This is a genomic window from Gemmobacter sp. LW-1, from assembly GCF_001303875.1.
Classification (GTDB): Bacteria; Pseudomonadota; Alphaproteobacteria; order Rhodobacterales; family Rhodobacteraceae; genus Gemmobacter; species Gemmobacter caeni.
Map to the genome: position 1 here is coordinate 42,040 of NZ_LJSC01000033.1, position 12,938 is coordinate 54,977.

At 65.8% G+C, this 12,938-nt stretch carries 12 protein-coding genes; 7 read left to right on the forward strand and 5 right to left on the reverse strand.

What is annotated here, in order from left to right; all coding sequences use genetic code 11:
- Window positions 1-14: 14 nt before the first annotated feature.
- The 6 genes from AO684_RS06930 to AO684_RS06955 are packed head-to-tail and all read left to right on the forward strand — an operon-like array spanning window position 15 to window position 6,754.
- Window positions 15-2,309, forward strand: a complete 2,295-nt coding sequence (locus AO684_RS06930; RefSeq protein ID WP_054302016.1) for a tetratricopeptide repeat protein — start codon at window positions 15-17, stop codon at window positions 2,307-2,309.
- Entirely contained in the window at window positions 2,306-3,076 is a 771-nt protein-coding gene (rfbF, locus tag AO684_RS06935) for a glucose-1-phosphate cytidylyltransferase (RefSeq protein ID WP_054302017.1), read from the forward strand. The genes AO684_RS06930 and rfbF overlap by 4 nt, the downstream gene beginning before the upstream one ends.
- Complete coding sequence (gene rfbG, locus AO684_RS06940; protein WP_200907795.1) at window positions 3,061-4,110, forward strand: CDP-glucose 4,6-dehydratase; 1,050 nt, start codon at window positions 3,061-3,063, stop codon at window positions 4,108-4,110. Before rfbF ends, rfbG begins: the two co-directional genes overlap by 16 nt.
- A 1-nt stretch (window position 4,111) precedes the next feature.
- Complete coding sequence (locus AO684_RS06945; RefSeq protein WP_054302018.1) at window positions 4,112-5,338, forward strand: class I SAM-dependent methyltransferase; 1,227 nt, start codon at window positions 4,112-4,114, stop codon at window positions 5,336-5,338.
- Complete coding sequence (locus tag AO684_RS06950) at window positions 5,338-5,871, forward strand: dTDP-4-dehydrorhamnose 3,5-epimerase family protein (RefSeq protein ID WP_054302028.1); 534 nt, start codon at window positions 5,338-5,340, stop codon at window positions 5,869-5,871. The genes AO684_RS06945 and AO684_RS06950 overlap by 1 nt, the downstream gene beginning before the upstream one ends.
- Complete coding sequence (locus AO684_RS06955; RefSeq protein ID WP_054302019.1) at window positions 5,864-6,754, forward strand: NAD(P)-dependent oxidoreductase; 891 nt, start codon at window positions 5,864-5,866, stop codon at window positions 6,752-6,754. Before AO684_RS06950 ends, AO684_RS06955 begins: the two co-directional genes overlap by 8 nt.
- A 28-nt stretch (window positions 6,755-6,782) precedes the next feature.
- Here AO684_RS06955 and AO684_RS06960 read toward each other — a convergent pair whose 3' ends face one another.
- From AO684_RS06960 to hmgA, 5 genes are read right to left on the reverse strand one after another with little or no spacing between them, the layout of a single operon-like run.
- Window positions 6,783-6,974, reverse strand: a complete 192-nt coding sequence (locus AO684_RS06960; protein WP_054302020.1) for a DUF2783 domain-containing protein — start codon at window positions 6,972-6,974, stop codon at window positions 6,783-6,785.
- A 4-nt stretch (window positions 6,975-6,978) separates the two neighbouring features.
- The gene (locus AO684_RS06965; RefSeq protein ID WP_054302021.1) at window positions 6,979-8,604 is read right to left on the reverse strand and encodes an FAD-dependent oxidoreductase; all 1,626 of its coding nucleotides are present in this window, start codon (window positions 8,602-8,604) and stop codon (window positions 6,979-6,981) included.
- A 60-nt stretch (window positions 8,605-8,664) separates the two neighbouring features.
- A complete protein-coding gene (locus tag AO684_RS06970) occupies window positions 8,665-9,615 on the reverse strand; it encodes an MBL fold metallo-hydrolase (protein ID WP_054302022.1) in 951 nt (316 codons plus the stop codon).
- Window positions 9,616-9,618: 3 nt separating this feature from the next.
- The gene (gene fahA, locus AO684_RS06975; RefSeq protein WP_054301969.1) at window positions 9,619-10,854 is read right to left on the reverse strand and encodes a fumarylacetoacetase; all 1,236 of its coding nucleotides are present in this window, start codon (window positions 10,852-10,854) and stop codon (window positions 9,619-9,621) included.
- Complete coding sequence (hmgA, locus tag AO684_RS06980) at window positions 10,851-12,215, reverse strand: homogentisate 1,2-dioxygenase (protein WP_054301983.1); 1,365 nt, start codon at window positions 12,213-12,215, stop codon at window positions 10,851-10,853. The genes fahA and hmgA overlap by 4 nt, the downstream gene beginning before the upstream one ends.
- Window positions 12,216-12,375: 160 nt before the next feature.
- On the opposite strand from hmgA, the gene maiA reads away from it, so the two are divergent.
- On the forward strand, window positions 12,376-12,938 hold a 563-nt coding region (gene maiA / locus AO684_RS06985; RefSeq protein WP_054302023.1), incomplete at its 3' end, for a maleylacetoacetate isomerase.

A 12,938-nucleotide genomic window follows, 5' to 3' on the forward strand; every position in this document is an offset into this window, starting at 1 on the left:
CGGTGCCGCAGCACATGAAAGACATCCGCCTGACCCCCGCCGAGCTTGCCCTTGCCTCCGCGCAGGAGGCGCTGGATCGCAGGGATCTTCAGGGTGCGGTCACCGCTTTTGCCCAGGCAAGGGCAGCAGGCGCCTCGACACGGCTGACGGCGCGCGGCCATGCGCTTGCCCTGTCCGAACTGGGCCGCCACGCCGAGGCAGTGGAAGCTTTCAAGCCTCTGTTTGCCAAGGCGCAGAAGGATGGCGCCACTGTCAATCTGATGGGGGTTCTGCTGAAACGCGCCGGGCGGCTTGGAAAGGCTGCCGAAGTTCTGGAGCTTGCCCGCAAGCTGCGCCCGCATGACCGGTCACCCTGGCAGAACCTTGGCAATGTCTATGAGGCTCTGGGCCAGCCGGATAAGGCGGCGGCCTGTTTCCGCAGCGCCCTGAAGATCGAGCCGACATCGGCAACGCTCTGGCGGCTTCTGGGGCGTCAGCAGATGGCACTGTCGCAAACAGAGGAAGCCTGCGATTCCTTCCGGCGTGGCCTGGCTCTGGCGCCGCGCGATACCGAGATGACGGCGTTTCTGGTTCAGGCGCTTCAGGTTGCCGGGCGCGTGGACGAGGCGCGCGCCCTGATTGTAAAGCTGTGCGAAGAGCGGCCCGGGGACAGCGAACTGGCTGTCATCGACGCGCGGCTGTCCTTTCGCAGCGGCGATGTGGCACGGGCTCAGGCCATCCTGAACGCGGTTCTGGCGCAGGACCCGGCACATCTGGCCGCCAACCTGCAACTGGCCAACCTGATCGGGGACAGTGATCGCGAACAGGTGAACCGGGCGCTGGAACGGGCAGTCGCGGGTCATCCCGACAGTTTCGTGGCGCTGGACCGGCTGACCGAAAGCCTGTCGCGCAGCCGGTATGGCAACGAGGCGGATCATATCGAACGGGCCTACCACCTGGCCAAACAGCTGATGGAACGGTTTCCAACGCGTATCCCCGAGGCCGCGCGTACCCTGCGGACCATCCTGCAACGGGTGCTGGACGAAGACCGGATGGCGCAGACCGGCAGCCTGGACAGCCTGCTGCCACTTTGGCAGGCCCAAGGATTGCATTCCTCGGTTCACTACGAACTGGGGCAGGTGCAGACCCTGGACGACCGGCTGAAGCTGGTGGACTGGCATCGGCAATGGGGACGCCGAGTTGCCCGCCAGATCACCCCGGTTCCGCCCGTCGCCCTGCCGGCGCTTGCCGGTGGCCGCAAGCTGCGCGTGGGCTTCATGTCCTCCGATCTGCGGCACCATCCGATCACCTATTTCACCCTGCCGTTGCTGGAAAACTATGACCGCGATGCGGTCGAAGTCTTCTGTTATTCCTTCAGCGAGAAGGAACCCGATCAGGTGCAGCGTCATCTTGAAGCGCAGGTGACCGGCTTTCGTCACTGGCCGAAGCGCCCGGATGATCAGGTGGCCGAAGGGATCGCGGCGGACGGACTCGATATCCTGTTCGAACTCGGCGGGTCCACGGCGATGAACAAGCTGGAGGTGATGGCCCGACGGCCCGCGCGTCTGGGGGCAAGCTGGCTGGGCTATCCGCATTCGGCGGGGCTGGAACAGATCGACCTGATCCTGACCGATCCCTATATCCAGCCCGAAGACCCGCGCCTGCTGATCGAACGGCCCTTCGCGATGCCGGAAACCTGGGTCGCCCTGTCGCGACTGTTCTGGCCGCACGAGATCGCGGAGGGCACGCCGCAGACGCGCAAGGGCCATCTGACCTTTGGCACGGCGAACAATCCGTACAAATACACCCCCGCCTGTCTGGACGCCTGGGCGGCGGTACTGCGGGTCGTACCGGGATCGCGGTTCCTGTTCCTGCGGCCCGAAGCCGGGGTCGGAAGCTTTGTCGCGGGGGCGAGAGCCGCCTTCGCCCGCCGCGATGTCGACCCGGACAGGCTGGAGTTCATCGGTGTCCGTGGCGATCATATGCGCCACTACAACGAAATCGACATCGCGCTGGATACCCTGCCCCATGTCGGCGGCACCACGACCTGCGAGGCGCTCTGGATGGGGGTGCCCACGGTCAGCCTTGTCGGCGCGGGCTTTCCCGAGCGGCTCAGCTATTCGAACCTGTCCAATGCGGGGCTGGGCGATCTGGCGACGCTGTCGGTCGCCGATTATGTGTCCGCCGCCGCCGGTCTGGTGGCCCATCCCGCCCGCCGCCTTGCGCTGCGCCACGGCCTGCGCGCGCAGATCGCCGCGAACCCTCTGGGCCAGCCCGCGCGGTTCACCCGGAATTTCTATGATCTGGCCAGAAAGGTGGCATCCGAGTGAAGGCAGTCATTCTGGCAGGCGGGCGCGGCACGCGGCTTTCTGAAGAAACCGGGCTGAGACCCAAGCCCATGGTCGAGATCGGTGGCCGCCCGATCCTGTGGCATATCATGAAGATCTATGCCGCGCATGGTATTCAGGATTTCATCATCTGCCTTGGCTATCGCGGCTGGCAGATCAAGGAATACTTTCTGAACTACGGGCAGCTTTCCTCGGACCTTACGGTCGATCTGGCCAATGGTGCCGTCGAAGTGCTGCGGCCCGCCGCCGAACCCTGGCGGGTGACGCTGATCGACACCGGCGAGGAAACACAGACTGGCGGGCGTCTGGCGCGGGTCGGGCACCTGCTGCGCAATGACCCTGCCTTCTGTCTGACTTATGGCGATGGGGTCGGCGATGTGGACATCGGTGCCGCGGTCGCGTTTCACCGTGCACACGGGCGGCAGGCCACGGTTACTGCCGTAACGCCGCCGGGCCGGTTCGGGGCGCTGGAGCGGAAAGGCAATCTTGTCGGCGCCTTTACCGAGAAACCGGAAGGCGACGGCGGCATGATCAACGGTGGTTTCTTTGTTCTGTCGCCGGAAGTGCTGGACCGGATCAGGGACGATATGACCGTGTGGGAGCAGGAGCCGCTCAAGAGCCTCGCGCGGGATGGCGAGTTGATGGCCTTCGACCATCACGGCTTCTGGCAGCCGATGGACACGCTGCGCGACCGCGATCAGTTGCAGAGCCTGTGGGAAGAGGGCCGGGCGCCGTGGAAGCTGTGGTAAGGCGCCCCGATCCCCGGTTCTGGGCCGGGCGCCGCGTGCTGCTGACGGGGCATACCGGCTTCAAGGGTGCCTGGGCAGCGCGGATGCTGGCCGCGCTTGGTGCAGATGTCACCGGCTTCGCCCTCCCCCCCGCAGCCGGGCCTGCGGCCTTCGGGGCACTGAACGTGGCCCAGGATCTGGCGCGGGATCTGCGCGGCGACCTGCGGGACGCCGGGGCGGTCAGGCAGGCCGTCGCCGGGGCGGAGGTCGTGTTGCATCTGGCGGCGCAGGCGATCGTCTCGACCGGATACCGTGATCCGCAAGGCACATGGGACAGCAATGTCACCGGAACCCTGCACCTGTTGCAGGCCCTGCGCGGCTCCGGTGCCACAGCGGCGGTCATCGTCACTTCGGACAAGGTTTACCGCAATGACGGCAGCCGCGCCTTCGTCGAGACCGATGCCCTGGGCGGCGATGATCCCTATTCCGCCTCCAAATCCGCCTGCGAGATTCTGGTTGCCAGCCACCGGGCCAGCTTTGCCGATCTGCCCGCGCTTGCGACGGCGCGGGCGGGCAATGTCATCGGCGGCGGGGATTTCGGGCCGGACAGGCTGATCCCCGATCTGGTCCGGGCGCAGCAGGCAGGCAAAGCGCTGCGTCTGCGCAACCCCGACGCGACCCGGCCGTTCCAGCATGTGCTGGATGTGGTGGCAGGATATCTGCTGCTGGCCGAGACCCTGGCCACGGGTGATGCCCCGCCGGCCGTCAACCTCGGGCCGGCCGAGGCCGAACTTCCGGTGCGCGACCTTCTGGCCGGCTGGCAGGCGGCGACGGGCCGACCGCTGGACTGGCGTCTTTCCGACGCGCCCCCGATGCCCGAGAAATCACGCCTCGCGCTTGACAGCGGTCTGGCCCGCCACCGTCTGAACTGGGCACCTCGCCTTGGCACGGCACAGGCCCTGACCGAAACGGCCCGCTGGTATGATGCCTGGGCCCGCGACACCGATATGGCCGCGCACAGCGATCAGGCCATCCGCCGCTATCTGGAGATCTGACATGGCCGATGCCGTAACCCGTTGCCGCGCCTGCGATGCCCCTTTCGGCCCGGTCCTGTGCGATCTTGGCACCATGGCCGTCGCCAACTCCTACCTGCCGCCAAATGCAGACAGGGCCACCGAACCGCGCTTTCCCTTGCGAACGGTAGTCTGTTCCGCCTGCCGCATGGTCCAGCTTGACCATGTGGTCGATGCCAGCGCGATTTTCAGCGACTATGCCTATTTCTCGTCTGCCTCCGCATCGTGGCTCGGTCATGCGCGGGCGTTTTGCGATACGATGACCGCGCGGCTGGGGCTTGGCCCGGAATCGCTGGTGATCGAGGTCGCCTCGAACGACGGCTATCTGCTGAAGAATTTCGTGGCGACTGGCATCCCCTGTCTCGGGATCGAGCCTGCGGCCAATGTGGCCGAGGTCGCCCGCGCCGCCGATGTGCCGACGGAAGTGGCCTTTCTGACGCCGGAAACCGCAGGACAACTGACCGCCCGGCATGGCCGCGCCGATCTGGTGGTGGCCAACAATGTGCTGGCGCATGTGCCCGATATCAACGGCTTTGTCGCCGGTCTCGCCCTGCTGTTGGCCCCCGAAGGCGTGCTGTCGGTCGAGGTGCCGCATCTGCTGAACCTCGTCGATCAGGTGCAGTTCGACACGATCTATCACGAGCATTATGCCTATTGGTCGCTGCTGGCGGTGGAGCGGCTGTTCGCCCGCCACGGGCTTCAGGTCTTCGATGTCGAAGCTTTGCCTACCCATGGCGGCAGCCTGCGCATTCTCGCTTCGGCCATTGTGCGCCCGGCCTCGCCCGCGCTTCTGGCGCTGCGCGCGGAAGAGGCAGCGCGCGGGCTGGACAGCGATGATTTCTACAAGGGCTTCAACGCCCGCGTCCGCAAGGTGCTGCAAGGCTTTCAGGCCTGGCTGGCGGCCAAGACCGACATGGGCCGCAAGGTAGCAGCCTATGGCGCGGCGGCGAAGGGCAATACCTTCCTGAATGCCGCGCGGGTGCGCCCTAAAGATCTGCTGGCGGTGGCCGATCTGTCAGCCGCCAAACAGGGCCGCCTGCTGCCCGGCAGCCATATTCCGGTGATCGCCCCGCACGAATTGCTGGCGATGGGGCCGGACGAGATTCTGATCCTGCCCTGGAACATCGCGCCCGAGATCGTCGGCCAATTGCGCAGCGCCGGATTTGCCGGGGGTCTGTGGACCGCCGTGCCGGAAATGCGGCGGCTCTGATGCGGCTGGCCCCGACGCCCCTGCCCGACGTCTGGCTGGTGGAAAGCCAAAGCCACGAAGATGCGCGGGGCGGTTTCCGGCGGTCATGGTGCGCCGCAAGCTTTGCCGCGGCGGGGGTCGATTTCACGCCCGTTCAGGCCAGCCTGTCCACCAATACGGCTCCTCATACCCTTCGCGGCCTGCACTGGCAGGCCGAACCGAAGGGCGAACAGAAGCTGGTGCGCTGTGTGGCGGGCCGCATTCAGGATGTCGCGCTTGACCTGCGGCCCGAAAGCCCCGGCTATCTGCGCTGGCATGCGGTGGAGCTTTCGGCGGAAAACGGTGCGGCGCTGCTGTTGCCGCGCGGGGTTGCGCACGGGTTTCTGACGCTGACCCCCGGCGCCGTGGTGGAATATCTGATGGATGTGCCGCACAGTCCCGAGGCCGCACGCGGCGCCCGCTGGGACGACTCAGCCTTTGGCATCCGCTGGGCAGCACCGCCCTCGGTCATCTCGGGCCGTGACCGCGACTGGCCGGATTTTGTACATGGCTGATCCGGTTATGCTGACCGGCGCTACCGGCTTCGTCGGTCGGGCCATTCTGGCAGAGCTGCGGTTTCGCGGCATCCCGGTCCATGCGGTCAGCCGCCATCCCGGCCCGGCCCAAACCGGGGTGATCTGGCATCGGGCAGACCTGTTGCGCAAGGAAGACCGCGCGCGTGTTGCAGGGCTGGCGCCGCTGTTGATCCACGCCGCCTGGGAGGTGCCGCATGGCAGCTTTTGGACCGCCCCCTCCAACACGGCATGGCAGGCTGCATCGCTGGATTTGATACGCCGGTTCTGCGCGGCGGGCGGGACAAGGGTTCTGGCGCTTGGCACCTGTGCAGAGTACGATGCGCAGATCGCGGGACCGTGGAATGAAGACCGTCTGATCGCCCCCTCAACCCCCTACGGGCAGGCCAAGGCGGAGTTGCATTGCGATCTGGCGGCGGTCTGTGGCACCGGGCTGGTCTGGGCGCGCCTGTTTCACCTTTATGGGCCGGGCGAGGATCGGCGCAGGCTGGTGCCATCGCTGATCGACGCCATACGACAAGGCCAGCCCGCAGAGGTCCGCGCATCGGGTCTGATCCGCGATTTTGCTTCGACCGCCCATGTGGCGCACTGCATCGTTACACTGCTGCTGTCAGGCGCAACGGGAGCTTTTGACATCGGCTCCGGCGCGGCCCGAAGCCTGGGCGCGCTGGCGCAGATCATCGCCGGGGAACTGAGCGCGCCGGATCTGCTGCGGCTGTCATCCCCGGCACAAGCTGCCGAGACCGCCATCATGGCGCCGGAACTGCACCGGCTGCGCGCCGCCATCGGACCTTGTGACGAGCGCCCGGAAACGGCTCTGGCGGCCCATGTGCGGGCCGACCGAGAGGCCATTCCGTCTGTCTGACAGGCTCGCGACGGCGCCCTCAGTGGGCTTACTTGCCCACCTGTGCCACGGCCAGTGCCTGTTCCAGCACCGCCGCATTCCCGATCTGGTTGGCCAGGACGAGGATCAGCCGCGCATTCAGCGCCGCGCTTTCCTCATCGCTCAGCCCGTCATGGGCGGCGATCAGCCGGGCATAGAAACCATCGGGATCGGTAATATTCGGGGTCAGGATCAGATCCATCTTCTTACTCCTTGCCGCAGGCATGACCAACGGCGCGTCGCACAGCGGATTCGTCAAAAGCGGCCCAGCGGGCGGCGACATGTTGGTCGGGGCGGATCAAAAGCACGGCTGACGTGGCCCCGCCCAGATACCGCTCTGCCAGTGCGCCGGTCGCATCATCGTTGACCGACAGCTTGACGCGCCGCAGCGCAATGCCCCCCACATCCAGTTGTTCCGGCGCATCGGCGTCGATTGTCAGCAGCACGAAGTCCCCGCCCAGCCTGTCCAGCACGAAACCATCAGCCAGCGGAGCATCGGGGCAGGGCGCACCCGGCCGCGTGCGCGCGGGGGCCTCGGGCAGGGCATCCTCGCCATTCAGCGGCCCGTTGTCATAGACACAGGGCAGTGACAGCCGCCCCGAATTTACCAGCGGGCGGGCGAAGGCATGCTTTTCCGCCAGTTGCAGAACCGCGTTGCGGAAAGTGTGGCTGATCTTCGATTTCGGCGTGATGAAATCGGTGGAACGGCTGGAGTTCAGGATGTTCTCGTCCGCCGCGAAACACCGCTCGGTATCATAGCTGTCCAGCAGACTTTCAGGCGCCCGCCCCTTCAGCACCAACCCCAGTTTCCAGCCGAGGTTATCCACATCCTGCATGCCGGAATTGGCCCCGCGTGCCCCGAACGGCGAAACCTGATGCGCGGAATCCCCGGCAAACAGCACCCGGCCATGGCGGAACTGCTTCATGCGGCGGCACTGGAACGTGTAGATCGAGGACCAGACGATGTCATAGCCCAGCCCTTCGCCAAGGAAAGCATCCAGCCGGCGGCGGATGTTTTCCTCTTTCATCTCTTCCTTGCGGTCGACGTTCCAGCCAATCTGGAAATCGACCCGCCACACATCATCCGGCTGTTTGTGCAGCAGGGTCGAGGCCCCGGCGCCATGCGTGGGTTCGAACCAGAACCAGCGCTCGGTCGGGAAATCGTCATTGTGCATGCGGATGTCGGCGATCAGGAAGCTGTCCTGAAACACCCGCCCCTCGAAATCCAGCCCCATCATGCCGCGCAGCGGGGACGAGGCCCCATCACAGCCGATCAGCCAGTCGGCCTCGATCCGGTACGGTCCTTCCGGCGTCATGATGTCCAGAACGACGTGATCGTCCTTCACCTCCATGGCGTCCAGCCGGTTCTTGCCGCGAATTTCAATCGGTGCGCCGGTGGCCTGCAATTCACGCACACGCTCCACCATGAAGCGCTCGAAATAGGGCTGTTGCAGGTTGATGAAGGCCGGATACTTGTGCCCGGCCTCGGGCAGCAGGTTGAAGTCATAGATCTGGCGATCCTCGTGGAACACCTTGCCAAGGTTCCAGACCACGCCCTTTTCCACCATCGGCCTGCCGCAACCGTAGCGGTCGGCGATCTCAAGGGTGCGCTTGGCAAAGCAGATGGCCCGGCTGCCCATGCCGATGCCCTCGTGATCGTCCAGCACCAGCACGGGGATGCCCTGCTGGCCCAGATCCAGCGCCGTGGCGATGCCGATGGGGCCGCCGCCGACGATGACCACCGGATGCCGCACGGGCTGCGCCGCATCCTGATCAGAGGAGCGTTCGTAGGGGTATAGCTTGAAAGCCAGGCTGTAACGATCGTTCAGCACGTCAGCATCCTCCGGGGAAATGTCGGGAGCGGGGGCCGGGGTTGCCGACCCCCGAAGGGATCAGCCTTGCAGGGCTTCCCACATTTGTTGATCTCGGGTTGCGGTCCAGATTTTGGGAGTGTCGATGCCTTTTGCTTCGTCGTATGCGCGGGCGACGTTGAAGGGGAGGCAGTGTTCGTAGATGGCGTAGTTTGCGAATTTGGGGTCGCAGGCGGCGCGGACGGCGTCCCATGCTTCTTTGAGGGAGCCGCCGCGGGCGACGACGCGTTCGACGGGTTTGTAGGTGGAGCGGATGAAGTCTGCGGTATTGGCGATGGCTTTGGCGACCATCTCCTCGCCCACCAGCGCGTCGCCGCGGCCGGGCGCGATGGCGCGGGGCTCAAAGGCCGCGATATTGGCGAGCGTTTCGGGCCAGTCCGTGAAGTGGCCGTCGCCGCAATAGCAGGCGGAATGGTATTCGACGATATCGCCGGTGAACATCACCTCCTGATCGGGCACCCAGATCACCGCGTCACCGGCGGTATGGGCGCGGCCGAGCTTCATGATGTCCACCCGGCGGCGGCCGAGCCAGACCGTCATGCTGTCGGAGAAGGTGGTGGTCGGGCGGGTCAGGCCGGGGATTTCCTCGTGCCCCTGGAACAGACGCGGGAAGCGGCCGAACTCGCTGTCCCAGTCCTCCTGCCCGCGCTCCTCGACCATGGCGGCGGCCACGTCGGACATGATGATTTCCCGCGCGCCATAGGCGCTGGCGCCCAGCACCCGCACCGCGTGGTAATGCGTCAGCACGACATGGCTGATCGGCTTGTCGGTGACCGAGCGCACGCAGTCGATGACCTTGCGCGCCAGACGCGGCGTCGCCTGCGCCTCGACGATCATCACGGACTCATCGCCGATGATCACGCCGGTATTGGGGTCACCCTCGGCGGTGAAGGCGTAAAGCCCCTCGCCGATTTCGGTGAAGCTGATCTTCTTTTCAGACAGGTCGCCCTGCGAGGCAAAGGCCTTGGCCATGGTTCACTCCTTCGCCCAGCCGGGCAGTTCGATGGCGGGCAGCACCTGCCCCGCGCAATCGCCAAATCCGATGCGGTAGCCCGCGCCCTGCGCCGCGCCGCGCAAGACCAGCGTATCGCCGTCCTGAAGGAAGCTGCGCGTTTCGCCGGTCTCCAGCGTCAGCGGTTCCTTCCCGCCCCAGCTCAGCTCCAGCAGCGAGCCGCGCGCGTCCTTCGCGGTGCCCGAGATGGTGCCCGACCCCAGCAGATCGCCCACCCGCATCGCACAGCCCGAGGTCGTGTGATGCGCCAGCTGCTGCGCCGCCGAATAATACATCTCGCGGTAATTGGTGCGCGCGATCACGGTCTCGGCCTTGCCCCCGGGGGCGAGGCTGACCGTCAGTCCGATGTCGTAAAGCATCGGCCCCGGCTCGCGCAGATAGGGCAGCAGCGGGCGTTCGCGCGCGGGCGTCGCCACGCGGAACGGCTCCAGCGCCGCTTTCATCACGATCCAGGGGCTGATCGTCGTCGCCGTCGCCTTGGCCTGGAACGGCCCGAGCGGCTGGTATTCCCAGGCCTGGATATCACGCGCCGACCAGTCGTTCAGCAGCACATAGCCGAAGATCATCTCGTCGGCCTCGGCCACCGAGACCATGCCCTGCGACGGCTGGCCGACGATGGCGCCCATCTCCAGTTCCAGATCGAACCGCGCCGAGGGCGCAAGGCGCGGCAGCGCCTCGTCCGGCCCCTTCACCTGCCCCCAGGGCCGGGTGACCGGCGTGCCCGAGACCACCACCGACGAGGCCCGGCCGTTATAGCCGATCGGGATCGACAGCCAGTTCGGCGGCAGCGCATTCTCGGCGCCGCGGAACATGGTGCCCACATTCACCGCATGGTTCTTGCCGGCGTAGAAATCGGTATATTCCGCCACCGCGAAGGGCATCAGCAGCCGCGCGCCCGCCTGCGGCACCAGATGCGGCGCCACCATGGCACGATGCGCCGGGTCCGACAAAAGGTCGGTCAGCCGTGCCCGCAGCGCCGCCCAGACCGCAGGCCCCGCCGCCATCACCGCATTCCAGGCGGGGGCCGCGAACAGCGCCGGGTCCAGCCCGTGATCCACCGCGCCCACATCGAGGATCATATCCCCGATGGCCACCCCCATCCGCGCGCCCCGGCCATCGTCGAAGACGCCACAGGGCAGGTTCTGGATCGGGAAGTCGGTGTCGCCCTGCGCCGAGGCCAGCCAGCTTTGCTGCGTCATGCCTTGATCCCCGGCGTGCCGTCGAATTTCTTTTCAAGGCTGTCCCAGCAATCGACGTAATCGTCCTGCAGCGGCGCCTCTTTCGCGGCAAATTCCGTCAGATGCTGCGGGAAGCGGGTCTCGAACATGAACTGCATGGTCTCGGCCTGGTAATGCGGCACCATCGGCTCGTTCGACCCATGTTCGAAGGCGTTGCGATCCGGCCCGTGCGGCAGCATCATGTTGTGCAGCGAGATGCCCCCCGGCACAAAACCCTGCGGTTTCGCATCATAGATGCCATAGATGTTGCCCATCAGCTCGGACATGATGTTCTTGTGATACCATGGCGGGCGGAAGCTGTGCTCGGCCACCATCCAGCGGTCGCGGAACAGCACGAAGTCGATGTTCGCCGTCCCCTCCTGCCCCGAGGGCGCGGTCAGAACCGTGAAGATCGACGGATCGGGATGGTCGAACAGGATGGCGCCCACCGGGCTGTAGGTGCGCAGGTCGTATTTGTAGGCGCAGTAATTGCCGTGCCAGGCCACCACATCCAGCGGGCTGTGGTCGATGAAGGTCTCGTGGAACTGGCCGCACCATTTGATCACCACGCGGCTGCGGGCCGCGCGGTCCTCGAAGGCCGCCACCGGGCATTTGAAGTCGCGCGGATTGGCAAGGCAGTTCGCCCCGATCGGGCCGCGGCCCGGCAGGTCGAACTTCTGGCCGTAATTCTCGCACACGAAGCCCCGCGCCGGGCCGTCCGGCAGTTCCACCCGGTAGACCAGACCGCGCGGGATGATGGCAATCTCCTTCGGCTCCAGGTCAATGATGCCCAGTTCCGTGCAGAAGCGCAGCCTGCCCTCCTGCGGCACCACCAGCAATTCGCTGTCGGCCGAGAAGAAATACTCGTCCTCCATCGACTGCGTCACCAGATAGACATGGCTCGCCATGCCCACCTGCGTGTTCACATCCCCCGCCGTCGTCATCGTACGCATCCCCGTGATCCAGGTCAGCGCCCCGTCCCCCACCGGCACAGGGTCCCAGCGGTACTGCCCCAGCGAGATCACATCCGGGTCGATATGCGGCGCCGATTTCCAGTAAGGCACCGCGATCTTCGTGAACCGGCCCACATGTTTCACCGAAGGCCGGATCCGGTAGCACCAGGTCCGTTCGTTCTGCCCCCGCGGCGCCGTGAAGGCCGTGCCCGAAAGCTGCTCGGCATAAAGACCGTATTCACACTTCTGCGGGCTGTTCTGCCCCTGCGGCAGCGCCCCCGGCAGCGCCTCGGTCTCGAAGTCATTGCCAAAGCCCGGCATGTAACCCGCATGCGGGCCGGTCACGGCAGTCGAGCGGATCATCCCGCCCGGCAGGGTCTGGTTCGTCATGGCGCGGCCTCCGTTCATGCTGCCCTCCGGCAGGATGTGCGGATAATTAGTTGCATATGCAACAAAGTCAAGCTATTTATTGCAAATGCAACGAACAGACCCGACCCCCCGGACCCTGACCCGCAGCCCGCAGGACAGAACACCGCCAGGAGCGCCGCCCATGATCCGCCTCTTCGACTACTGGCGCTCCTCCGCCAGCTACCGCCTGCGCATCGCCCTCGGCCTCGCCGGCCTCTCCTGGCACAGCCTCCCCGTCGACCTGACCACAGGCCAGCAGTGCGACCCGGAGCACCTGGCCCGAAACCCGCAGGGCCTCGTCCCCGTCCTCGAAATCGACGACCTCACCCTCACCCAATCCCTCGCCATCATCGAATATCTCGACGAGACCCGCGGCCTCGGCCTCCTCCCGGGACCCGCCGCCAACCGCGCCCGCATCCGCGCCGTCGCACATGCCATCGCCATGGATATCCACCCCGTCTGCAACCTCCGCGTCGCCCGCTACGCAGTCGCGCAGTCAAACGGCGGCATCACTATGGAAACCTGGATGCGTGACATGATCACTCCGGGCCTCATCGCCCTCGAAAACATGGTCGACACCGGAAACCACTGCATCGGACAAACCCTCACGCTCGCCGACATCTGCCTCGTCCCACAAATCTACAACGCACGCAGATGGAACATCGATCTCAAAAATCTCCCAAACCTCAACCGCATCACAACATT

What these genes read in the sequence shown, in the direction of transcription:
- AO684_RS06930 (WP_054302016.1), top strand. Translation starts at nt 15, where the DNA reads ATGAAAGACATCCGCCTGACCCCCGCCGAGCTTGCCCTTGCCTCCGCG.
- AO684_RS06945 (WP_054302018.1), top strand. Translation starts at nt 4,112, where the DNA reads ATGGCCGATGCCGTAACCCGTTGCCGCGCCTGCGATGCCCCTTTCGGC.
- AO684_RS06950 (WP_054302028.1), top strand. Translation starts at nt 5,338, where the DNA reads ATGCGGCTGGCCCCGACGCCCCTGCCCGACGTCTGGCTGGTGGAAAGC.
- AO684_RS06955 (WP_054302019.1), top strand. Translation starts at nt 5,864, where the DNA reads ATGGCTGATCCGGTTATGCTGACCGGCGCTACCGGCTTCGTCGGTCGG.
- AO684_RS06960 (WP_054302020.1), bottom strand. Translation starts at nt 6,974, where the DNA reads ATGGATCTGATCCTGACCCCGAATATTACCGATCCCGATGGTTTCTAT.
- AO684_RS06970 (WP_054302022.1), bottom strand. Translation starts at nt 9,615, where the DNA reads ATGGCCAAGGCCTTTGCCTCGCAGGGCGACCTGTCTGAAAAGAAGATC.
- fahA (WP_054301969.1), bottom strand. Translation starts at nt 10,854, where the DNA reads ATGACGCAGCAAAGCTGGCTGGCCTCGGCGCAGGGCGACACCGACTTC.
- hmgA (WP_054301983.1), bottom strand. Translation starts at nt 12,215, where the DNA reads ATGACGAACCAGACCCTGCCGGGCGGGATGATCCGCTCGACTGCCGTG.